The following is a 20,998-nucleotide window of genomic DNA, read 5'->3' as shown; positions in this document are numbered from 1 at the left end:
GCGACAGCCCTACGGATAAAGAGGCAAAAATGAATATAAAGCGTGCGATGATATTCTTACTGATCACTCTCGGGCTCTCGGCTTGCAGTGTTTTTTACGTTACCCCGGTTCCTCCTCCCGCGGTTCAGCCTTATGCGCAAGAAATCACCCGAGCCCAAAGTGTTAACTTACAAAAAGTAGGCACAATTTCGGCTCAGGTATTTGGTAGCCCGATGGATATCGAAGCAGAAATTAAGCGCAAAGCTAATGCCAGCGGTGCGCCTTATTATTTGATTATCATGATGTCCGACAGTGTTTACCCCGGTATCTGGTATGCCAATGCCCTGCTATATAAGTAATTGGCCCTCGCAACAGAGAGCAATATTGTTAACGTGAGCCGGATGCCCGGCTCAGTAGCAATGAACAAACCGCTTCCGGCAGCATGTACTGGTCACGGTGGTCCAGCGTCATACGGCACCAGGCATCGGCTAATGGTGGCGAAGCAAAACGCAATAATTGCGCCGCGCAGCACAAATCAAACAGTTGCTGGGTTAGCGCCCGCCCCTGCTCTTCCTTTGGATTTTTTAGCCGCTGCTGCAACTGTCGCCATGCACGATCAAATAGCCGATTTTGCCCACGTACGGGGTAAAACTCTTGCTGCAGTATTTCTAGCGCGGCGGGCAGCTTACGCAATGTGCGCAACACATCCAGGCACATAATATTGCCGGAGCCTTCCCAAATACTGTTTACCGGCATTTCACGATAGAGCCGCGGCAACTCACTTTGCTCGCAATACCCAATGCCCCCCAGCACTTCCATCGCCTCCGCAACAAAGGCGCTACCCAACCCGCAGACTCGATATTTAGCCGCCGGGGTCAGTAACCGACTGAATATCTGCTCCTGAGGGTCGCCGGTTTTTCCCCATGCACTGGCTAAGCGCATCAGCAATGCAGTATGGCCCTCTAAACGCAATGCCATGCGGCTTAGCACTTGTCGCATCAAAGGTTGCTCTACCAGTGCCTTACCAAAGGCCTGCCGCTGCCAGGCGTGATACAGCGCCACTGAGAAAGCGCGTCTCATCAAGCCGTGGCTGCCCAAAGCGCAATCAAAACGGGTATATCCACCCATTTTCAGAATTTGGCGAATACCGTCGCCCTCCTCGCCCAATAGCCAGGCGGTGGCATTATCGAACTCAACCTCACTGCTGGCATTGGAGCGGTTGCCGAGTTTCTCTTTTAAGCGCTCTAATCGAACAGCATTATAGCTGCCATCCGGCAATATTTTAGGTAGGAAGAAACAGGATAATCCGCCCTCAGCCTGCGCCAAAACAAGGTGCGCATCACTTTGCGGCACGGAGAAAAACCATTTATGCCCCACCAGTCGATAAGCCTCGCCATTGCCGCGCACCTCCAGCGGTTCTGCCTTGGTGGTATTGCTGAGCACATCAGATCCTCCCTGTTTTTCTGTCATGCCCATGCCAATCAGCAAACCCCGTTTCTGGCTGGCCGTAACTTGATGAGAGTCATAGCGGTCTGAAAGCAGTGGCGGTAACCAACTACGGAATTGAGAGGGAAGGGTTTGTTGCAGCAGTGGAATCGCGCCAAATGTCATGGTGATTGGGCATAACGAGCCCGCTTCTACCTGTGCATGCAAAATAAACCGGGCTGCGCGTGCCACAAAAGAACCTATCCGGGCATCTTCCTGCCAAGGCAAATTATGTACCCGGTGATTGACCAGCTCTTGCATCAACACATACCAGGCGGGATGAAAGCGCACTTGGTCCAAGCGCTGCCCTGCAGCATCGTAACGTAATAACTCTGGAGGATTGGCGTTCGCCAGCCGCCCTAACTCAAGTGATTCTTGCGAACCTAGTTGTAGTCCAATCCGCGAGAGATCCTCGCCATCCCAGCCAGCATGTTCCCGCATCACTGCTTCCCGCAAGGCGGTATCAGACAGAAATAAATTACTGTTCGATAAAGGCTCTGGCTGATTGAAAACCAAGTGAGTCTGCCACTCCATACCTTCCTCCATTTCGGTACTCATTACGAAACCAGTATCCATAAATCAGGGTTAAGTATGGTGCAGACGAAGCTTTTTGCTGGCGGGCTTATCACAAATAGAGATTAATCTACTCTATATGACTGATAGTGGTGAAAAATTCCTCTATCCGAAAAAAAAGCCAACATCCGAAAATGTGGCCTTTTTGAAATGCAGGAATGAAATGCATATACCCAAGTTATTTCGAGGTACAGGTAGGCGGCAAATGAGCAAGTCCCAGCAGCTTACACCAGTAAGTGACTGGGATGAGTGAAGGCAGCCAACACCCCTGCATTTTGAAGGGCGACGGGAATATTAGACTTTCAGTGCTCGCTGACGTACCGCTTCAAATAAACAGACGCCCGTCGCGACTGACACATTCAGTGAGGAAACACTGCCGGCCATTGGAATACTGATCAGCTCATCACAGTGTTCGCGGGTTAAGCGGCGCATACCCTCGCCTTCGGCTCCCATCACTAATGCCATTGGGCCCGTCATCTTGCTCTGATACAGCGTATGGTCTGCTTCACCGGCCGTCCCGACAATCCATACATTGTGCTCTTGCAACACGCGCAAAGTCCGCGCCAGATTAGTGACTTTAATCAATGGCACATTTTCAGCAGCACCACTGGCCACTTTCTTGGCAATCGCATTAAGCTGTGCAGAGCGATCCCGTGGCACGATGACCGCGTGAACACCAGCGGCATCGGCGCTACGTAAGCAGGCACCTAAATTGTGCGGGTCAGTGACTCCATCCAGCACCAGCAAGAACGGCGTTTCCACGCTTTCCAGCAACGCCGGTAAATCATTTTCCTGATACTGACGCCCTTCACGGACTCGCGCCACGATACCCTGATGGACTCCGCCCTCAACCTGTGAATCCAACCACTGGCGGCTGGCAACCTGAATCACCAAACCGGCAGCTTCCAATTCGGCAATCAACGGCTGTAGGCGACGATCGTCACGACCTTTCAGAATAAAAACTTCCAGAAAACGTTGTGGATCATTGTCTAACAAGGCTTTGACGGAGTGAATGCCGTAAATAATTTCGCTCATGATGCTCTTTTACATGTGTCGGCAGACAAAATAATTTGCTTGCCAATGATTAAATTAATGCGGGCGACCGGAGCCACCCGACAATTCAGTAGTCAAATCATGCAGTGGGCCATTACTGGTCGCTGCTGGTTTTTTTCTTCGCACGCTTAGCCTTAGTGGCGGCGGCAATTTTCTTGGTCTTGGCAGAGGCTCTTTTCGCCTTGGCTTTGGCCTTTTTCTCGGCCTGCGCTTTCTCATCTAACTGGGCAGCGGCATCCGCGGGGCGGAAAGCACTGTCTGGCTCAAAGTTCGCTGGTTTTTTAGCGCGACGAGGGCGTTTTTGCCCGCTCCCTGCTGGCGCACTATCACGACGCGGCGAACTCGATGAGTTGCTACGACCACCACGGCCAGTGGAAGTATCGCGCATAGTTCGTTGACCATCAGCTTTCTTGGCTTTGTCACGCGCCGTTTTACCTTCCCCCCGTGGCTTGCGGGTACTGGAAACCAGTGCAAAGTCAATTTTGCGCTCGTCCATATGTACCGCTTCCACCCGGATCTCGACGGTGTCGCCCAAGCGGTAAACCTGGCCCGAAGATTCGCCGATAAGCCGCTGACCAATGTTGTCGTAACGGTAATAGTCATTGTCCAGGCTGGAAACATGCACCAGACCGTCAATAAACAGGTCATCCAGCCGCACGAAGAAACCAAAGCCGGTGACACTGGCGATAATACCGGTGAAGACCTTGCCCACCTGATCCTGCATAAAGTCACACTTCAGCCAATCGGCCACATTACGGGTGGCTTCATCGGCACGACGTTCGGTCATTGAGCAGTGTTCGCCCAATTGCAGCATGTCTTCGTATTCACTGTGCCAGCCACCGGTAGGTGTCCAGCGCTCTTTAACATTGCCGTGCTCTTTCGCTAACTGATATTTGATAGCGCGGTGCATTGCCAAGTCTGGATAACGACGAATTGGCGAGGTGAAATGCCCATAAGAGGCCAATGCCAGACCAAAGTGGCCACGGTTTTCTGGATCGTAAATCGCTTGTTTCATGGAGCGCAGCAACATCGTTTGCAGCATTTCATGATCCGGGCGATCGGCAACTTCATCCATTAACACCGCATAATCTTTCGGCTCAGGCTTCAGACCGCCGCCTAACGTCAGCCCCAACTCGCTGAGCACACTGCGCAGCGCTGAGATATGGTCGTCACTTGGGCGGTCATGCACACGGAATAACGCTGGCTCATTGTGCTTTTCCACAAACCGCGCGGCAGCAATGTTCGCCAGAATCATGCACTCTTCAATCAGCTTGTGCGCATCATTGCGCATAGTTGGTTCAATGCGTTCAATGCGGCGTTCAGCATTAAAGATAAACTTGGCTTCTTCTGTTTCGAAGGCAATACCACCACGTTCCGCACGCGCCTGATCCAGTACTTTGTACATCGCATGAAGTTCTAACAAATGCGGCACTAGCGGCTTATATTGCTCACGCAGTGATTCTTCACCATCGATGATGCGCCACACTTTGGTGTAAGTCAGACGAGCATGGGAGCTCATTACTGCTTCATAGAACTTATAAGACGAAAGCTTGCCCTGTGAGGAGATAGTCATCTCGCACACCATACACAGGCGGTCTACCTGCGGATTCAGAGAGCAAAGGCCGTTTGACAGCACTTCCGGCAGCATAGGAACCACTTGCGATGGGAAGTAAACCGAGTTACCACGGCTGCGGGCTTCATCGTCCAGTGCCGTACGCGGGCGCACATAATAGCTGACATCCGCAATGGCAACCCATAAACGCCAGCCACCGCCGCGTTTTTTCTCGCAATACACCGCATCATCAAAGTCGCGGGCATCTTCACCATCAATGGTGACCAATGGCAAATTACGTAAATCTACCCGGCCTTTTTTCGCCTCTTCCGGCACCTGTTCTTTCAAGTCTGCCACTTGTTTTTCAACTTGCGGCGGCCAGGTATGCGGAATTTCATGGGTACGCAGCGCGATATCCACGGCCATACTGGTGCCCATGTTCTCACCGAGCACTTCCACTATTTTACCAACCGCTTTCGTACGGCGGGTCGGGCGCTGTGTCAGTTCAACCACCACCACGTAGCCCATACGAGCACCGCTGATAAATTCTGGCGGGATCAGAATGTCAAAGCTCAGACGGCTGTCATCCGGCACCACGAAACCCACGCCAGCATCGGTAAAGTAGCGACCGACAATTTGGCTGGTTTTCGGTACCAAGACCCGCACAATTCGCGCTTCACGGCGGCCTTTACGATCAGCCCCCATGGCTTGGGCCAGCACCACGTCACCGTGGATGGCCATTTTCATCTGCTCGGCAGAAAGGTACAGATCTTCTTTACTTCCCTCTACCCGCAAGAAACCAAAACCATCACGGTGACCAATAACAGTACCGCGTAATAGGTCCAGGCGCTCCGGCAAGGCATAGCACTGACGACGGGTGAAGACTAACTGCCCATCGCGCTCCATTGCGCGCAGGCGACGGCGCAGCGCTTCTAAAGCCTCTTCACCGGATAAATTAAGTTCATTGGCCAGCTCTTCACGGCTGGCAGGTGTTTCGCGCTTCGCGAGATGAGCCAAAATGAATTCCCGGCTAGGGATCGGCGACTCATATTTCTCTGCTTCTCGTTCCAAGAATGGATCTTGTGACATTGCGGTTCCTCCGTTGTCATCAGCAGGTCTTTACCCTGCGTACTTGAAGTTACAAGGGTGTTAGCTGCGCGCTCTCACCCGAATCACTTGCTGGTGTAAGCTCATCAGGATTCGTTTGCGGGCTGTCTACCTGCAACCCCAAGTTCTTTGGGTATATATTTCTTTGATTAAGAAAAAAATTACTCAATAAATAATAGCTTATAGAGCGGAGTATTATCTTGAACCATATCGGCCAAAGTATAGTTATCCAACTCGTTTAGGAAACTTTGTACCGCCTGATTAAGCACTTGTTTCAGACGGCAAGCGGGTGTTATATGGCAAAAATCACTACTGCAATTCACCAGAGAAAGAGGTTCCAACTGGCGTACCACATCGCCAATCCGAATCTGATCAGCCGGTTTACCCAGCCGTATCCCGCCATTTTTCCCTCTTACAGCAGTGACCAACCCTACGCGGCTCAACTGATTGATTATTTTAACCATATGATTGCGAGACACGCCATAGACTTCAGTCACCTGAGAAATGCTGGTCATTTGGCCTTCAGGTAGCGAGGCCATATAAGTAAGCGCCCGCAAACCATAATCAGTAAAACTTGTTAACTGCACGTATACCCCTGAGTATCAGTTTACCCGGCTTAAACCCATCTAAGATGACACGTTTTGGATAGGTTATAAGTGCGATTCTAAGTGCTATTTAGAAAACTTATACTTTGAATGATAAACCAGCCACAAAGCTTGCGGCTAATCATTTAGGTGAAGGGTAGGTCTTTTGATGTAAAAACAGCTTACCGAAGGAACAACAAACCGGGCATTAGCCCGGTTTGGATGTTTTGATAACGTAGATTTGACGATAATGCTGTCAATTACGCATCAAATGGGTCGCGCAGGATCATGGTTTCTTCACGATCAGGGCCGGTAGAGATAATATCAACCGGAACACCTGTCAGCTCTTCTACACGTTTGATGTAGTTCAGAGCTGCCTGTGGCAACTTACTGTGTTCTTTCACGCCAAAGGTCGTTTCTGACCAGCCCGGCATAATTTCGTAAATTGGCTCAATACCTTCCCAGCCTTCTGCAGCCAGTGGTGTGGTATCAACTTCACGGCCATCAGGCATGCGGTAGCCCACACAAATCTTCACTTCTTTCAGGCCATCCAGCACGTCCAATTTGGTCATGCAGAAGCCAGACAAGGAGTTGATTTGCACAGCACGGCGCACAGCAACAGCATCCAACCAGCCGGTACGACGGCTACGGCCAGTGGTCGCGCCATATTCGTTACCTTGCTTACGCAGGAATTCGCCTGTTTCGTCATTCAGTTCAGTCGGGAATGGACCTGCACCAACACGAGTAGAATACGCTTTTACGATACCCAGCACATAATCAACATAACGTGGGCCCAGGCCTGAACCTGTTGCTACGCCACCAGCGGTGGTGTTAGATGAAGTGACATACGGATAAGTACCGTGGTCGATGTCCAGCAAGGTGCCTTGGGCGCCTTCGAACATGATGAATTCACCTTGCTTACGAGCATTATCCAGCAATTCAGAAACATCAACTACCATAGCGGTCAGAATATCGGCGATAGCCAATACTTCATCCAGCACGGTTTGATAGTCAACTGCATCTTCTTTGTAGTAATGCACCAACTGGAAGTTGTGGTAATCCACGATTTCTTTCAGTTTGATAGCGAAGGTTTCTTTGTTGAACAAATCACCTACACGCAGACCGCGGCGGGCAACTTTATCTTCATAGGCAGGACCGATACCACGACCGGTAGTACCGATTGCTTTTGCACCACGTGCTTTTTCACGCGCATTATCCAGAGCCACATGATAAGGCAGGATTAATGGGCACGCTTCGGAGAGTAACAGTCGCTCACGTACAGGCACACCGCGCGCTTCAAGTTCTGTCATCTCTTTCATTAAAGCGTCAGGCGCCAGTACCACACCGTTACCGATGATGCTGGTTACGTTTTCACGCAGAATACCTGAGGGAATTAAATGAAGAACGGTTTTCTCACCGTTGATAACCAAAGTATGGCCAGCGTTGTGACCACCTTGATAGCGCACAACATATTTAGCCCGTTCAGTCAGCAGGTCAACGACCTTGCCCTTACCTTCGTCACCCCATTGGGTGCCCAGTACGACGACGTTCTTACCCATCTCAAAAATCACCAGGTTGCTTAAAAAAGGATTCTAACATCTCATTCGGCTGCTTTCAGTACTTTTTAACACATAACTGCACAATTTTTGTGCTTACATTTAGCCACCCATGCGGCTACGCAACATGTAGTAGATAACCACGCCAGCAACCACTAATCCTCCGCCAAAACGGCGCAAAGTGGCATCAGGTAATTGAGTCATCGCTTGAATCATTTTGCGCCAGGCTTTGGGATAAAGCATCGGGCCAAGCCCTTCAAGCACCAAAACCAAACCCAATGCTAACAAGATAGTCGAATTCATTGTTTATCTCAGCGGGAAAAGGCTGCCTCAAATAAAAAAGGCCCGCGTGAACGGGCCTTACTGTTACGGTCAAAAATGGGCTGTCACAATCACCGTTATGGGCGTTTGCTAGAGTTATCCGGCGATCTCATGTAGCGGAAGAAATCGCTATCCGGGCTCAGAACCATCACATCATTGCCGCTGCTGAAACTGTTTTCATAAGCACGCAGGCTACGAATGAAAGCATAGAAGTCTGGATCTTTACTGAATGCATCAGCAAACAGACGAGCCGCTTCTGCATCGCCGCCACCGCGAGTAATACGCGCCTGACGTTCTGCTTCTGCCAGTGTACGTGTCACTTCATAGTCAGCAGTTGCACGCAACTTCTCGGCTTCTTCCTGACCTTGTGAACGGTGACGACGGGCTACCGCTTCACGTTCAGCACGCATACGCTGGAAGATAGCGTCAGAAACTTCAGCCGGTAAGTTGATTTGCTTGATTCGAACGTCAACCACTTCAATCCCGAGTGCCGCCATGCTGTTTGGGTTAACCGCCGGCTGTTTGCCACGGGTTTCCTGTTCAACACGCGCTGCCGCAGAGGCAATAGCATCATCAGCTTCAGTCGTCACGGCTTCCTCACCATCACCCACACTACCGGTGTTCAGCGCATCACGAACATCTGAAGTCAAACGACCACGGGAGTCAGTGACGATATCGCGAACATTCAGGCGACCAATTTCAGAACGCAAACGGTCACTGAATTTACGTTTCAACAGCACTTCAGCCTGAGAAACATCACCACCACCGGTGGCCAGATAGTAACGGCTGAAATCGCTGATACGCCATTTCAAGTATGAGTCAACAATCAGGTCTTTCTTCTCGTTGGTCACAAAACGGTCAGCTTGGTTGTCCATAGTTTGAATACGGGCATCCAAGGTCTTCACTGTTTCGATAAACGGTATCTTGAAGTGCAGGCCCGGTGCATACACCAATGGCTTGTTATCACTATCACGCAATACCTTACCAAAGCGCAGCACGATGCCGCGCTCACCTTCTTGTACCACAAACAGCGAAGCGTAGAGTGCTACCAACACCACAACGACGATAAGTAAAAAAGACTTACGCATTGGTTATTCTCTCCCTACGCGAGTGGAAGTATCACGCTGAGCATTCGCCCGGCGCTGATCCATGATAGAGCCACTGGTTGAGCCGGTGCTTGAGTTACTGGCACTAGACTCTTGGCTGCTATTAGCAGAGGAAGGCGGATTCAAACGAATCAGACTTGTGTCTTTGCTGCCATCCGCTTTATCTGTGCCTTGTCCGCGCATCAGTTGATCCAGCGGTAACACCATCAGACTGTTGCCTTTGTCATTAGCCAACACTTTGCGGGTATGACCGAGGACCTTCTCCATGGTTTCGATGTACAGACGTTCACGGGTAATTTCCGGTGCAGCCTTATACTCAGGCAGCAACTTGGCAAAACCGGCAACCTCACCTTGCGCTTCCAACACTTTACGTGCGGCATAAGCACGAGCATCTTCTAACAGACGCTGCGCCTGACCATTAGCACGTGGCTGAACTTCGTTGGTGTAGGCTTCTGCTTCACGGATATATTGTTGTTCGTTTTCACGAGCAGCAATCGCATCATCAAATGCCGCTTTAACTTCTTCAGGCGGTCGTGCTGCCTGGAAGTTAACGTCCAGCAGAGTGATACCCATGTTGTATGGACGAATAGTTTCTTCCAGTACACGCTGAGTATCGCTACGAACGATGGTACGGCCTTCGGTCAGGATTTTATCCATGGTGTATTTACCAATAACACCACGTACTGCGCTGTCAGTTGCCTGACGCAGGCTGTCATCCGGATTCGTCACGCTAAACAGATAAGCGGCCGGGTCAGTCACGCGATACTGAACGTTCATTTCGATGCGAACGACGTTCTCATCAGAGGTCAGCATGACACCTGAAGCGGCCAATTCACGTACGGATTCGACGTTCACCGGAGTCACTTCATCGATAAAGGTCGGTTTCCAGTTCAAACCAGGTTGCACGATGTGGCTTAATTTACCCAAGCGTGTAACAACACCGCGCTCAGCTTCTTTAATTGTATAGAAACCACTTGCTGCCCAGATAACCACAACCGCAACCACGGCGATGCCAACAATACGACCACTGAAACCAGGGCCTCTTGTGGTACCACCATTATCATTGCCGTTTCCGCCACCTTTGCCACCGAGGCTACTCAGCTTTTTGCTCAGTTTACGGAAGATATCATCCAGATCAGGCGGCCCTTGGTCACGACCACCTTTATTATTGTTATTTCCGCCAGAGTTGCCGCCATTATTATTGCTGCTCCCCCACGGATCGCGGTCCTGTCCGTTATTACCGGGCTGATTCCACGCCATGTTTTAGCTCCATTCTTCTATGATTGGTTTTCTTCAGGCCAAGAGCACATGCCAAAGAAGCTGGCTCTCAATCTCACAAGAAAGATCAGATATTCCCTTCGCATTTGAAATTGCAGAGGTCTTAGCACCGTTCATTCACCTGAATCATTTACTTGTGTAAACTCATCGGGATTTATTCACTTGCTGCCGACCTGCAACCCCAAACTCTTTGGGAATAATCAATTAATTAGCCACAACGGATTAATTAATAATATAACTGATCAACTCCTGCTCTTGTTTACAGAGACGACGCCAATCAACGATAGGCATTCTTATCACCATACCGACGTTCCCGTCCTCGTCTATCCACTCTTTTTCAATTGCCTGAAGCTGGTAAAAACGGCTACGCAAACGGCCTGCCTGAGGTGGCAAACGCAATTCAAAGTGTGCGATCTCACCTGAAAGGCGCTCCGTCAACGCTTGAAAGAGCAACGGGATACCTGCGCCGGTTTGGGCTGAAAGCCAAACTCTGACTGGCAGATTTTCTTCGTTGCGATCAATTCGCGGGACAAAGTCATCCAACAAATCAATTTTATTCATTACTAATAATGTAGGAATTTCATCCGCCTCGATTTCTGCCAATACAGAATCGACTGCGGCCATATTCTCGGCTACCCGAGGATCAGCTGCATCAATAATGTGTAACAGTAATGAGGCTTGCCGCGTTTCTTGTAATGTCGCTTTAAAAGCAGCAACCAGATCGTGCGGCAAATGCCGGATAAAGCCTACCGTATCCGCCAACACTGTATCGCCCACATCAGCCACGTTGATACGGCGTAAAGTAGGGTCCAGGGTGGCAAATAATTGGTCAGCTGCATAAACATCAGCTGCCGTAATTTTGTTAAACAGGCTGGATTTACCGGCGTTGGTATAACCCACCAAAGATACTGTCGGAATATCAGCACGGGTACGCGCACGCCGCCCTTGCTCTCGCTGCTTTGCTACTCGCTCCAACCGGCTTAAAATCAAGCTGATTCGGTCACGTAACAAACGACGGTCAGTCTCCAACTGGGTTTCACCTGGCCCTCTTAGGCCAATCCCCCCTTTTTGACGCTCAAGATGCGTCCAGCCGCGTACTAAACGGGTCGCAATATGGCGCAATTGCGCTAATTCGACCTGTAATTTACCTTCATGGGTACGGGCTCGTTGGGCAAAAATATCTAAAATAAGTCCGGTACGATCAATAACCCGGCATTCGCATAAACGCTCGAGATTTCGCTCTTGCGCCGCAGAAAGGGCATGATCAAACAAGACAACAGACGCGCCACTGGCTTTCACCGCGTCAGCAATTTCTTCGGCCTTTCCCTCACCAACAAAATACTTAGGGTGCGGAGCTTTGCGACTACCCGTCACAATTTGCAAAGCCTCTACGCCCGCAGAAGATACCAGCGCTTCAAATTCACGCAGATCTTCTGTGTTTTTGTCTTGTGAGAAATAGATATGAACCAGTACGGCCTGCTCACCGGCTTCATAACGGTCAAACAAACGTGCAACCTCTCAAACGGATCAAAACCGCTAGTGCGGAGAACATAAGCCCGAATCCGTTGCCTATGTTCCCCGTCATGGTTGACCAGCAATGCGCTTTATTCAGCGTCATCGCTATCCTGCTGCGGCTGTTGCGGCGCAGATGGATTACTACCATGATAATTATTGGTGCTACCACTCGGATTATTGCTGTGATGCGAAACCGGGCGAGAAGGCACTACAGTAGAAATGGCATGCTTATAAACCATCTGACTAACTGTATTCTTTAACAGAATGACAAACTGATCAAAAGACTCAACTTGGCCCTGCAGTTTAATGCCATTCACTAAATAAATAGAAACCGGAACCCGTTCACGACGCAATGCGTTCAGGAACGGATCTTGCAAAGATTGCCCCTTAGCCATTCTATATTTTCCTTATTTGCTTGTTGTTATTAACTAAGAACCTATCGGCTCGAAAATAAACTGCGTAAAAAAAATCCGCGCGTTGAGTACTAATCAATTGTACACAATCATTCAACCTATGCACTAACAACCTGTATTACAGAGTCTAAAGCCTCTCCCGGCTTATCACTGTCGAGCCACTGGACTGAGCCCCAGCCCCGCAACCAGGTCATTTGGCGCTTTGCCAGTTGACGTGTCGCACAAATTCCGCGGTAAACCATTTCGTTGTAATCAATCTCACCAGCCAGATAAGACCACATCTGCCGGTATCCCACACAACGAATGGCAGGCATATCCGTATGCAAATCACCACGGTCAAAAAGCGCCCTAGCCTCTGCTTCAAACCCGGCATCCAGCATCTGATGAAAACGTAATTCAATCCGCTGGTGCAAGAGTTCCCGGCTAACAGGCGCAATCGCAAATTGGTGAACCCGGTAAGGTAAGGTTTCACCTGAGATTTTAGTCAGTTCTGTTAGAGTTTTACCTGAAATCAAAAAAACTTCCAGTGCTCTGGAGAGCCGTTGGGGATCATTAGGATGAATTCGCGCCGCTGCGACCGGATCTATTTCGGCCAACTGCTGATGCAATGCTTCCCAACCCAGTTCTGCTGCCTGCTGCTCAATGTGCTCGCGCACTTGAGGATCAGCCGACGGCAACGGCGATAGCCCGTCTAATAAGGCTTTAAAATACAACATAGTGCCCCCCACCAGCAGCGGAATGCGCCCGGCGGCGGTAATCTCGGCCATCTCTTTTAATGCATCTTTACGGAAATCGGCTGCGGAGTAGGATTGCGCAGGATCACGGATATCAATCAGCCGGTGCGGTGCTAATGCCAGCTCTTCAGCGCTGGGCTTCGCCGTGCCGATATCCATGCCACGGTAGATCAGGGCTGAGTCGACGCTAATAAGTTCAACAGGTAGCCGCTGTCTCAGCGCAATGGAGAGCGCTGTTTTACCCGAGGCAGTTGGCCCCATAATAAAGATTGCCGGTGGCCGGTCTAGATTTTCAATGTCATTCATGTTTCAGGGTTGCCAATGCAGCCTTTATATCAATAGGTTGTAATAGCCCAGCAGGCGGTGATTTTACCAACTGTGGACAAAGACGTTCAACATCCGTCAATAACTGTATCGCTTGAGACACATTCCATACCTCATGTTCACTGCCAAGATGGCGAGAAATCCATGTGGCCAGAGCATCTGGCGATATCTCTTCATGTTGCGACAGATAGCCTAACAGTTCCGGTATCAGTTTTTGTAAATTTTGTTGGCGTAATGGTAAAGATACTGCACGTAAGGTCGCTCTTGCGTGTTCAACCGCCAATTCTATCCCCATGGTTGCTAACAATTTCTGATGGCGCTGACATGCAGCGGCCTCATTTTTATCTAATGTCAGTTTTAGTGGGATTAATAAGGGTTGAGGACGCAGTCCTTCGGCTGGCGGGTTCAATTGGGCTTGTTTCAACCAGCGTTCGGCAACTGTCAGTGCCAGTAATGCCAGACCTTGCTTATATTCAATCAAAGCATAGGAAGGGGGAAATACCGTTAATACTCGGCCAAAGCTGTAGTTATCACCATGAAGTGGCTCTTCCGCTGGTATCTGACGCGCAACTGGGGCCGGAGTGGCTGTGCCAACCGGTTTACTCTCAGTCGCCGGTTGCACCAGTTGACGATATAATTCGCCTTGCTGCTTTTGATAAGGCTGGCCCGGTTGATAGGCCGGAATAGGTTCGCGAGCAGAGGAGCGCCCAGTTGTTATTAGCTGCCCCGCAGTGGGTGCCCGTTCTGAAGAACCTGTTTGCGAAGGCCGTGCTGGTGACGATGATGCTCGCTCTACTGTTGCCGGTTCTGGTTGAGCATATTTATTAACTCCCGCCGCCACACGATTTTCCGGCTGCCAGCGCGGAGCCTCTATCTCTTCGCCATCTCCATTAATATTTAATGCCGGAGTGGCAGCTTGCTGCAAGACAGTGGTCACTGCCTGATAAATAAAATCATGCACCAGCCGTGCCTGATGGAAGCGCACCTCATGTTTTGCTGGGTGAACATTAACATCAACCTGATGTGGGTCGATATCCAGATACAAAACATAAGCCGGTTGTTGGTCGTCTTTGAGTAAATCCTGATAAGCCTGACGGATTGCGTGGTTTATCAGCCGGTCACGCATCATGCGGTTATTGACGTAGCAATATTGCATTTCACTGAGTGTTCGGCTGGCGGCAGGATCGGCCACCCAACCTCGGATGGTCAAATCGCCATGTTGCCAGGAAATGGCTAATGCATGCTGCAAAAACGCCGGACCACAGATACTGGCCAGACGGCGCTCATGCTGGGAAGGGTCTGGTGCTGCGCGATATTGGCGCATTAACTTACCGTTATGACTGAGATTAATCGCCACATCAAAGCGCGCCAGCGCAATGCGCCGCACCACTTCATCAATATGACCAAACTCAGTTTTTTCAGTGCGCATAAATTTGCGGCGAGCAGGGGTATTATAAAACAGATCCAGCACTTCAAGAGTGCTACCCACTGGATGGGCCGCGGGCTTAATGGTCACGGCCATATCGCGGCCTTCGGCATAAGCTTGCCAGGCCTCATTCTGCTGCGCGGTGCGCGACGTCAGCATCAACCGAGAGACGGAACTGATACTGGCTAAGGCTTCGCCGCGAAACCCCATACTGAGGATAGCTTCCAGATCTTCTAACGAGCTTATCTTGCTGGTGGCATGGCGCGCCAATGCCAATGTCAGGTCGTCTTTACTAATGCCACAGCCATTATCACGGATGCGAATCAATTTCGCCCCACCACGTTCGATGTCAATATCAATCCGCGTAGCACCCGCATCCAGACTATTTTCCACCAACTCTTTCACTACCGACGCAGGCCGCTCTACCACTTCACCGGCGGCAATTTGGTTGGCGAGCTGTGGTGGCAGAATCTGAATTGGCATAGCAGTTCCTTTCGCTTATGACTGTGGGATCGTGAGAGTTTGCCCCAGTTGGACATTACCTGACTTTATCTTATTCGCCCGCTCAATCTCACTCATCGACACGCCATATCTGGCAGCAATGGCCGACAACGTATCACCGCGTTTTACCTGATGTTTCACCGGTTTGGCCTTCGCGACTGCTTTGGGTGCACTAACGGCGACTGCGCTGCCCGATGCCGGAACTTTTAACCGCTGACCAACCCAGACCACATCATTTTTCAGAGTGTTATTTTGCCGCAATACCGCCATGCTGACACCGTATTGGCTGGCAATGCCGGATAAGGTTTCGCCACGCTGCACTTTATGGATCTGGGTTTTTCCCGTAGCGACTGGCTTGGTGGCAGTTGACCTGCCGCTTTGTGCGTTACTAACAACCGGCTCTGGCTGATTAACACTAGATCGCCGTGAAGAAGAATCAACCGCCGCTGTTTCAATGAGCGGGCGGTTTTCGACCTTTGGGTCGGCTTGTAGCGGATGCGCCAGGAAATAACTGCGTAAGCCTTTATAAATGGCATTCGCAATTTTCTCCTGATACGCGCTACTGCCAAGCAGCCGCTCCTCCGTACTATTACTGATAAAACCGGTTTCCACTAACAACGAGGGAATATCCGGTGAACGTAACACCCCAAGACTGGCGTGTTCAGGGCGACGTTTATGAATGTCCCCGATTGATTGCAGCTCATTCAGCACTTTCGTTGCCACGTCATAGCCCACGCGTTGCGAGTGACCAAATTGTAAGTCCAGCACTGCCTGACTCAAATAAGGGTCTGATGCCGTGTTTGCCAGCACATCCCCCGCACCACCGAGTAGCTCAGATTGCTTCTCATGCTGCTCTAACCAGTTACCCATTTCACTGTTGGCGCGACGATTTGATAACACCCAGACCGACGCCCCCGTCGCGCTGCGGTTCGGCGCGGCATCAGCATGGATGGAAACCAACACGTTTGCACCCTGCTTACGCGCCACATCAGAACGGCCCATGACTGAAATGAAGTAATCGCCATTACGGGTCAACACCGGTTTAAACATCGGGTCACTGTTAAGTAGAGCCTCAAGCCGACGGGCCACAGCAATAGTGACACTCTTCTCTTGCAGACCATTTTGCCCAATAGCCCCTGGGTCCTGACCACCGTGCCCAGCATCGATGGCGACCACGACGCGATCACTATTTGCCACGCGGGTAGTTTTAATCGGACGAGCGGTATTCGTGGTGGTGCTTTCGCTACTCATCACCACAGTTGGCTTATTGTTAAACGGATTTTTAGCCACTGACGCCGTATTAACGCTGGTCACCCGCGACTCGGTATTTGCACTTGCCGCCTGTGATGCCAGCCGCCCAGCATTAGGGCTAGGCGTATTGGTTTGGCTGAGTGGCGTATTATTTTGGGCTAATGATGTACTGTTCGGACTTGGTGTGGATTGAACCTGACGAACTGGAGCGCCACCCACGGCGGTCATGGTAATCACCACCGTGTAATTATTACCCGACTGCTGTGTGACAGCGCGGGTTTTCACTTTTTGCGTCAGTTCCAGCACCAGCCGGGTGCTTTGCTCATCTTTAGGGGTACTGGAGCGAATTCTTTTCAGCAGGTTTTGTCCACTAAACTCCAGTGGCAATCCCGAGAGGTTGCCGCTCTGACGTACATCCAATACCACCCTTTCTGGGGCGTTTAAAGAGAAGAAGGCGTAAATCGGTTGCCCATCAAAACTGAGCGTAACCCGGCTTTCGGTCGGGCCATTGTTGACCTTGATATCGGTGAGTTTCATGGCAAATGCAGCAGGCAGAGTGAACAAACTCACTAGCACCAGCATTACCGTGGTCAATGTTCGTTTCCAGCGCATTTTTTGCGTTAAACAATTTATTCTTATTCGCGTCAAGCTATGCGTCATTATCAAATTATCCTTGCACAGCAGCTAAACGGCGCAACACATCAGCACCCGCATCAGAAATAGCCATCAGGCGAGCTTCACGCCCTTCGTCCTGATAAGCCAAATGCAGCTCTACGTCTGCCTGAGGCAAGAATCCAGCCCCTTGTTGCGGCCACTCCACCAGACAGATTGCCTGCTTATCAAAATAATCACGAATACCCATAAACTCCAGCTCCTCAGGATCAGCCAGACGATACAGGTCAAAATGGTAAACCGGCCTTGGCGTCAGCGCATAGGGCTCAACCAAAGTATAAGTGGGGCTTTTAACATGCCCTGAATGGCCGAGGGCTTGAAGAAAGCCGCGGCTGAAAGTCGTTTTTCCGGCACCTAAATCGCCGAACAGATAAATCACGCTGGCACCATTGAAGGCATGGGCCAAAGCGGCCCCTAATGCAACTGTCGCTGCCTCATCAGGCAGAGGTAAAACGAGTTCTTTCATTCTATGATATCTATCTTGCTAACTCAGGATTAACGTACTTCGGAATAACCGGCAGTAAATCTGTCGCCAGTAAACCCCGGGTGCCTTGAACTTCAGCCAGTTTGTCTGCGGCAACGCCATGCACAACACAACCCGCGCAGGCAGCATCATACAGCACCAGCTTTTGTGCTATCAAACTACCAATAATGCCGGACAGAATATCCCCCATACCGCCAGAGGCCATACCGGCATTACCTACATCGGCAATCGCCATCTCGCCCTGTTCACTGGCTATAAGGGTACCAGCCCCTTTCAATACCACCACACCACCATATTGTTTAACAATGTTACGGGCGGAAAGTAAGCGGTCACTCTCAATATCAGCGACGTTGCAACCGAGCAGACGAGCAGCCTCGCCAGGATGAGGAGTCAATACTCGATTCTGACGCCTATGCGGATTTAATGCCAGTAAGTTGAGTGCATCTGCATCCCATAATGCTGGTTTATCACTTTGTTGCAATAAATTCAGAGCATTCCGGCTCCAGTCGGACTGACCTAACCCCGGCCCAACCACCAATACATCAGCCCAACGAATACTTTGCTCGAGCGTTTCATCGGTTAATTCCTGCACCATCAGCTCTGGACGAGCGGCCAGAATCGGCGCGACATGCTCAATGTGAGTGAGTACTCGCACCAATCCCGCGCCGGTGCGCAAAGCGGCTTCCCCTGCCATTCGAATAGCGCCTCCCAGCCCTTTATCGCCGCCAACCAGCAATAAACGCCCGTGTTCACCTTTGTGTGCACAAGGCCGACGGGGTTTTAGCCACTGCGGTAGATGTGCCGCAGTCATGCGTTCAATTTGCACCGGTTGAGCAGCTAACCATGGCGTGAGTCCCAAATCATTGCAGTGCAAATGCCCCACCCAGTCACGCGCCTGCCCCGTGAGTAAGCCGGGTTTTAAGGTGACAAAAGTCAGGGTGTGGTCGGCGCGAATCACTGAGCCAGGTGCAGCACCGCTGTCGGCACTCAAGCCAGAAGGAATATCCAACGCAATCTTGGCTGCCCGATGGCGGTTCGCGGTATCAATCAGCGTGGCATAAACACCTTGTGGCGCGGCGCGCAGGCCAATACCCAGTAAGCCATCAATAATCAAATCAACATGCTGTGGCCACGGAATATCTGGCTGATGAATAATACCCCCCGCCGCCAACCATTGGGCTTGGGCCTGATGAGCTTCTGCCGGGAGTGGGCGGTTGCCCGGACAGGCGATCAGTGTAACATTCAGACCCGCCGCTAATGCCCGGCTGGCAACGATATAGCCATCACCCCCATTATTGCCGTGACCGCACAAAATCAGCCAGTGACGTGCCGCGGGGTATTGCTTGCGTGCCAGGTCAAATGCAGCATTTCCTGCTCTGACCATCAAATCAAATAGGGTCAGGGAGAAATGTGCGGCAGCGATGGCCTCATTCTGACGCACCCAATCCGCAGAAAAAACAGAGTGTGGTAAACTAACACCGATTTGTTTCTTACTATGGTCCGTCATGGCACACCCCCTCGATCTGAATCAATTAGCCCAACATATCAAGCAATGGGGGCAATCGCTAGGTTTCCAGCAAGTCGGTATCTGCGATACGGATTTGTCTACGGAAGAACCGCGGTTACAAGCTTGGCTTGATAAACAATATCATGGCGAAATGGCCTGGATGGCCCGCCACGGTATGCTGCGCGCGCGCCCCCATGAACTATTACCGGGAACGTTGCGGGTAATCAGCGTGCGCATGAATTATCTGCCTGCCAAGGCGGCCTTTGCCAGCACCTTAAAAAATTCAGCACTAGGTTATGTCAGCCGTTATGCATTGGGCCGTGATTATCATAAGTTATTGCGCCAGCGTCTGAAAAAATTAGGCGATCAAATCCAAAGCTATTGTCTTGAGCAGCAGGAATCTGGGGCGGGCAGTGAAGTTAATTTTCGCCCGTTTGTGGACTCGGCCCCGATAATGGAGCGGTCACTGGCAGCAAAAGCCGGGATTGGCTGGGTTGGTAAGCACTCACTGATTTTGAATCGCGATGCGGGCTCCTGGTTCTTTCTTGGCGAGTTGCTCATTGACCTGCCACTCCCTGTCGATAAACCACAAGAAGAGCAATGCGGGCGCTGTGTCGCCTGTATCACCACCTGCCCGACCGGGGCGATTGTCGCCCCCTACACTGTTGATGCGCGCCGCTGTATCTCTTATCTGACTATTGAGTTGGAGGGCGCAATACCCGAAGAATTTCGACCATTAATGGGTAATCGGATTTATGGTTGTGATGATTGCCAGCTAATTTGTCCGTGGAACCGCTTCTCACAATTAACCGATGAAGAAGATTTCAGCCCGCGGGCAGTGCTGCACACACCACAGTTATTGGATTTATTTGCCTGGAATGAAGAGAAATTTTTACGGGTAACGGAAGGTTCTGCCATTCGGCGTATTGGTCATCTGCGCTGGTTGCGCAATATATCGGTCGCACTAGGTAATGCGCCCTATCTTGACCGCATTGTATTAGCGCTGGAAGCTCGCAAAGGTATTCATCCCATGCTGGATGAACATATTGAATGGGCAATATCACAACAATTGAAAAGACGGTCTACACTGATTGTGGACGTGCAAACGCCGCAGAAAAAACGGCTGGTGAGAGCCATTGAAAAGGGTCTGCCGCGAGACGCCTAACCCCACTTTTACCTGAGGTCGAATGACTTTTGGTGCAGTTTTTTAAACTATTTTTGTAATCAATGAACTCAGAGTTTTCCTGTGCATAAAAATAAAAACACCTTGTCAATCAAGTGCAAAAAAAAGCACAAGTGATCGGCATAACGTTTTCACATAAAAATATATGCAATTAAATCAAATGGATATAAAACAAGAAATTAAATCGGTCAAATTATGAGCCGAACACAAAAAGAACAGAATCTGTGGATAACTCTGTTGAAGAAGTTAATACAATGTATGTGAAACGGGGTGCAGCGCGTAACTTGGCTGTGGATAATTAAAACTGAATTGAATGAAAAAATTTGGAGCGGGAAACGAGACTCGAACTCGCGACCCCGACCTTGGCAAGGTCGTGCTCTACCAACTGAGCTAT

General features: G+C 50.5%; 17 protein-coding genes. 2 read left to right on the top strand and 15 right to left on the bottom strand.

What is annotated here, in order from left to right; genetic code table 11:
- The first annotated feature begins 29 nt into the window (after nt 1-29).
- The gene (bsmA, locus tag FTA96_RS11765) at nt 30-338 is read left to right on the top strand and encodes a biofilm peroxide resistance protein BsmA (RefSeq protein ID WP_050110926.1); all 309 of its coding nucleotides are present in this window, start codon (nt 30-32) and stop codon (nt 336-338) included.
- 28 nt (nt 339-366) lie between these two features.
- Here the strand turns inward: bsmA and FTA96_RS11760 are convergent, their stop codons facing one another.
- From FTA96_RS11760 to nnr, 15 genes are all read right to left on the bottom strand, one after another.
- Entirely contained in the window at nt 367-2,010 is a 1,644-nt protein-coding gene (locus tag FTA96_RS11760; RefSeq protein ID WP_050152049.1) for an isovaleryl-CoA dehydrogenase, read from the bottom strand.
- Between the two features lie 321 nt (nt 2,011-2,331).
- Complete coding sequence (rlmB, locus tag FTA96_RS11755; RefSeq protein ID WP_032908742.1) at nt 2,332-3,072, bottom strand: 23S rRNA (guanosine(2251)-2'-O)-methyltransferase RlmB; 741 nt, start codon at nt 3,070-3,072, stop codon at nt 2,332-2,334.
- 112 nt (nt 3,073-3,184) lie between these two features.
- Complete coding sequence (rnr, locus tag FTA96_RS11750; protein ID WP_050110922.1) at nt 3,185-5,731, bottom strand: ribonuclease R; 2,547 nt, start codon at nt 5,729-5,731, stop codon at nt 3,185-3,187.
- Nucleotides 5,732-5,910: 179 nt separating this feature from the next.
- Nucleotides 5,911-6,336, bottom strand: coding sequence for a nitric oxide-sensing transcriptional repressor NsrR (gene nsrR, locus FTA96_RS11745; protein ID WP_050110919.1), 426 nt, complete (start codon nt 6,334-6,336; stop codon nt 5,911-5,913).
- A 257-nt stretch (nt 6,337-6,593) separates the two neighbouring features.
- A complete protein-coding gene (locus FTA96_RS11740; RefSeq protein ID WP_050110917.1) occupies nt 6,594-7,892 on the bottom strand; it encodes an adenylosuccinate synthase in 1,299 nt (432 codons plus the stop codon).
- A 99-nt stretch (nt 7,893-7,991) separates the two neighbouring features.
- The gene (locus FTA96_RS11735) at nt 7,992-8,192 is read right to left on the bottom strand and encodes a DUF2065 family protein (protein ID WP_005193214.1); all 201 of its coding nucleotides are present in this window, start codon (nt 8,190-8,192) and stop codon (nt 7,992-7,994) included.
- A 95-nt stretch (nt 8,193-8,287) separates the two neighbouring features.
- Complete coding sequence (gene hflC / locus FTA96_RS11730; protein WP_004707014.1) at nt 8,288-9,298, bottom strand: protease modulator HflC; 1,011 nt, start codon at nt 9,296-9,298, stop codon at nt 8,288-8,290.
- 3 nt (nt 9,299-9,301) lie between these two features.
- Complete coding sequence (hflK, locus tag FTA96_RS11725; RefSeq protein ID WP_050110915.1) at nt 9,302-10,576, bottom strand: FtsH protease activity modulator HflK; 1,275 nt, start codon at nt 10,574-10,576, stop codon at nt 9,302-9,304.
- 240 nt (nt 10,577-10,816) lie between these two features.
- Nucleotides 10,817-12,100 (bottom strand): ribosome rescue GTPase HflX, encoded by a 1,284-nt coding sequence (gene hflX / locus FTA96_RS11720; RefSeq protein WP_050110913.1) that lies wholly within the window; start codon nt 12,098-12,100, stop codon nt 10,817-10,819.
- A 98-nt stretch (nt 12,101-12,198) separates the two neighbouring features.
- Entirely contained in the window at nt 12,199-12,504 is a 306-nt protein-coding gene (gene hfq, locus FTA96_RS11715; protein WP_004392473.1) for an RNA chaperone Hfq, read from the bottom strand.
- 116 nt (nt 12,505-12,620) lie between these two features.
- Nucleotides 12,621-13,562, bottom strand: a complete 942-nt coding sequence (miaA, locus tag FTA96_RS11710) for a tRNA (adenosine(37)-N6)-dimethylallyltransferase MiaA (RefSeq protein WP_050110912.1) — start codon at nt 13,560-13,562, stop codon at nt 12,621-12,623.
- Nucleotides 13,555-15,489 carry a DNA mismatch repair endonuclease MutL gene (mutL, locus tag FTA96_RS11705; protein WP_145573873.1) on the bottom strand — a complete coding sequence of 645 codons (1,935 nt, stop codon included), beginning with the start codon at nt 15,487-15,489 and terminating at the stop codon, nt 13,555-13,557. The genes miaA and mutL overlap by 8 nt, the downstream gene beginning before the upstream one ends.
- 15 nt (nt 15,490-15,504) lie before the next feature.
- A complete protein-coding gene (gene amiB / locus FTA96_RS11700; RefSeq protein ID WP_050135641.1) occupies nt 15,505-17,340 on the bottom strand; it encodes an N-acetylmuramoyl-L-alanine amidase AmiB in 1,836 nt (611 codons plus the stop codon).
- Between the two features lie 85 nt (nt 17,341-17,425).
- Nucleotides 17,426-17,896, bottom strand: coding sequence for a tRNA (adenosine(37)-N6)-threonylcarbamoyltransferase complex ATPase subunit type 1 TsaE (gene tsaE, locus FTA96_RS11695; RefSeq protein WP_050110906.1), 471 nt, complete (start codon nt 17,894-17,896; stop codon nt 17,426-17,428).
- Between the two features lie 10 nt (nt 17,897-17,906).
- Nucleotides 17,907-19,421, bottom strand: coding sequence for a bifunctional ADP-dependent NAD(P)H-hydrate dehydratase/NAD(P)H-hydrate epimerase (nnr, locus tag FTA96_RS11690; RefSeq protein WP_145573872.1), 1,515 nt, complete (start codon nt 19,419-19,421; stop codon nt 17,907-17,909).
- On the opposite strand from nnr, the gene queG reads away from it, so the two are divergent.
- Entirely contained in the window at nt 19,420-20,586 is a 1,167-nt protein-coding gene (queG, locus tag FTA96_RS11685; RefSeq protein ID WP_050121755.1) for a tRNA epoxyqueuosine(34) reductase QueG, read from the top strand. The genes nnr and queG overlap by 2 nt on opposite strands.
- The last annotated feature ends 412 nt before the right edge of the window (nt 20,587-20,998 follow it).

This window comes from Yersinia alsatica, from assembly GCF_902170305.1.
In the GTDB taxonomy this organism is placed as follows: domain Bacteria; phylum Pseudomonadota; class Gammaproteobacteria; order Enterobacterales; family Enterobacteriaceae; genus Yersinia; species Yersinia alsatica.
This window is presented reverse-complemented; position numbering and strand designations above follow the sequence as displayed.

What these genes read in the sequence shown, in the direction of transcription:
- nnr (WP_145573872.1), bottom strand. Translation starts at nt 19,421, where the DNA reads ATGACGGACCATAGTAAGAAACAAATCGGTGTTAGTTTACCACACTCT.
- hflK (WP_050110915.1), bottom strand. Translation starts at nt 10,576, where the DNA reads ATGGCGTGGAATCAGCCCGGTAATAACGGACAGGACCGCGATCCGTGG.
- FTA96_RS11740 (WP_050110917.1), bottom strand. Translation starts at nt 7,892, where the DNA reads ATGGGTAAGAACGTCGTCGTACTGGGCACCCAATGGGGTGACGAAGGT.
- FTA96_RS11760 (WP_050152049.1), bottom strand. Translation starts at nt 2,010, where the DNA reads ATGGAGGAAGGTATGGAGTGGCAGACTCACTTGGTTTTCAATCAGCCA.
- rlmB (WP_032908742.1), bottom strand. Translation starts at nt 3,072, where the DNA reads ATGAGCGAAATTATTTACGGCATTCACTCCGTCAAAGCCTTGTTAGAC.
- hflC (WP_004707014.1), bottom strand. Translation starts at nt 9,298, where the DNA reads ATGCGTAAGTCTTTTTTACTTATCGTCGTTGTGGTGTTGGTAGCACTC.
- FTA96_RS11735 (WP_005193214.1), bottom strand. Translation starts at nt 8,192, where the DNA reads ATGAATTCGACTATCTTGTTAGCATTGGGTTTGGTTTTGGTGCTTGAA.
- miaA (WP_050110912.1), bottom strand. Translation starts at nt 13,562, where the DNA reads ATGAATGACATTGAAAATCTAGACCGGCCACCGGCAATCTTTATTATG.
- mutL (WP_145573873.1), bottom strand. Translation starts at nt 15,489, where the DNA reads ATGCCAATTCAGATTCTGCCACCACAGCTCGCCAACCAAATTGCCGCC.
- amiB (WP_050135641.1), bottom strand. Translation starts at nt 17,340, where the DNA reads ATGCTGGTGCTAGTGAGTTTGTTCACTCTGCCTGCTGCATTTGCCATG.
- hfq (WP_004392473.1), bottom strand. Translation starts at nt 12,504, where the DNA reads ATGGCTAAGGGGCAATCTTTGCAAGATCCGTTCCTGAACGCATTGCGT.
- rnr (WP_050110922.1), bottom strand. Translation starts at nt 5,731, where the DNA reads ATGTCACAAGATCCATTCTTGGAACGAGAAGCAGAGAAATATGAGTCG.
- bsmA (WP_050110926.1), top strand. Translation starts at nt 30, where the DNA reads ATGAATATAAAGCGTGCGATGATATTCTTACTGATCACTCTCGGGCTC.
- tsaE (WP_050110906.1), bottom strand. Translation starts at nt 17,896, where the DNA reads ATGAAAGAACTCGTTTTACCTCTGCCTGATGAGGCAGCGACAGTTGCA.
- queG (WP_050121755.1), top strand. Translation starts at nt 19,420, where the DNA reads ATGGCACACCCCCTCGATCTGAATCAATTAGCCCAACATATCAAGCAA.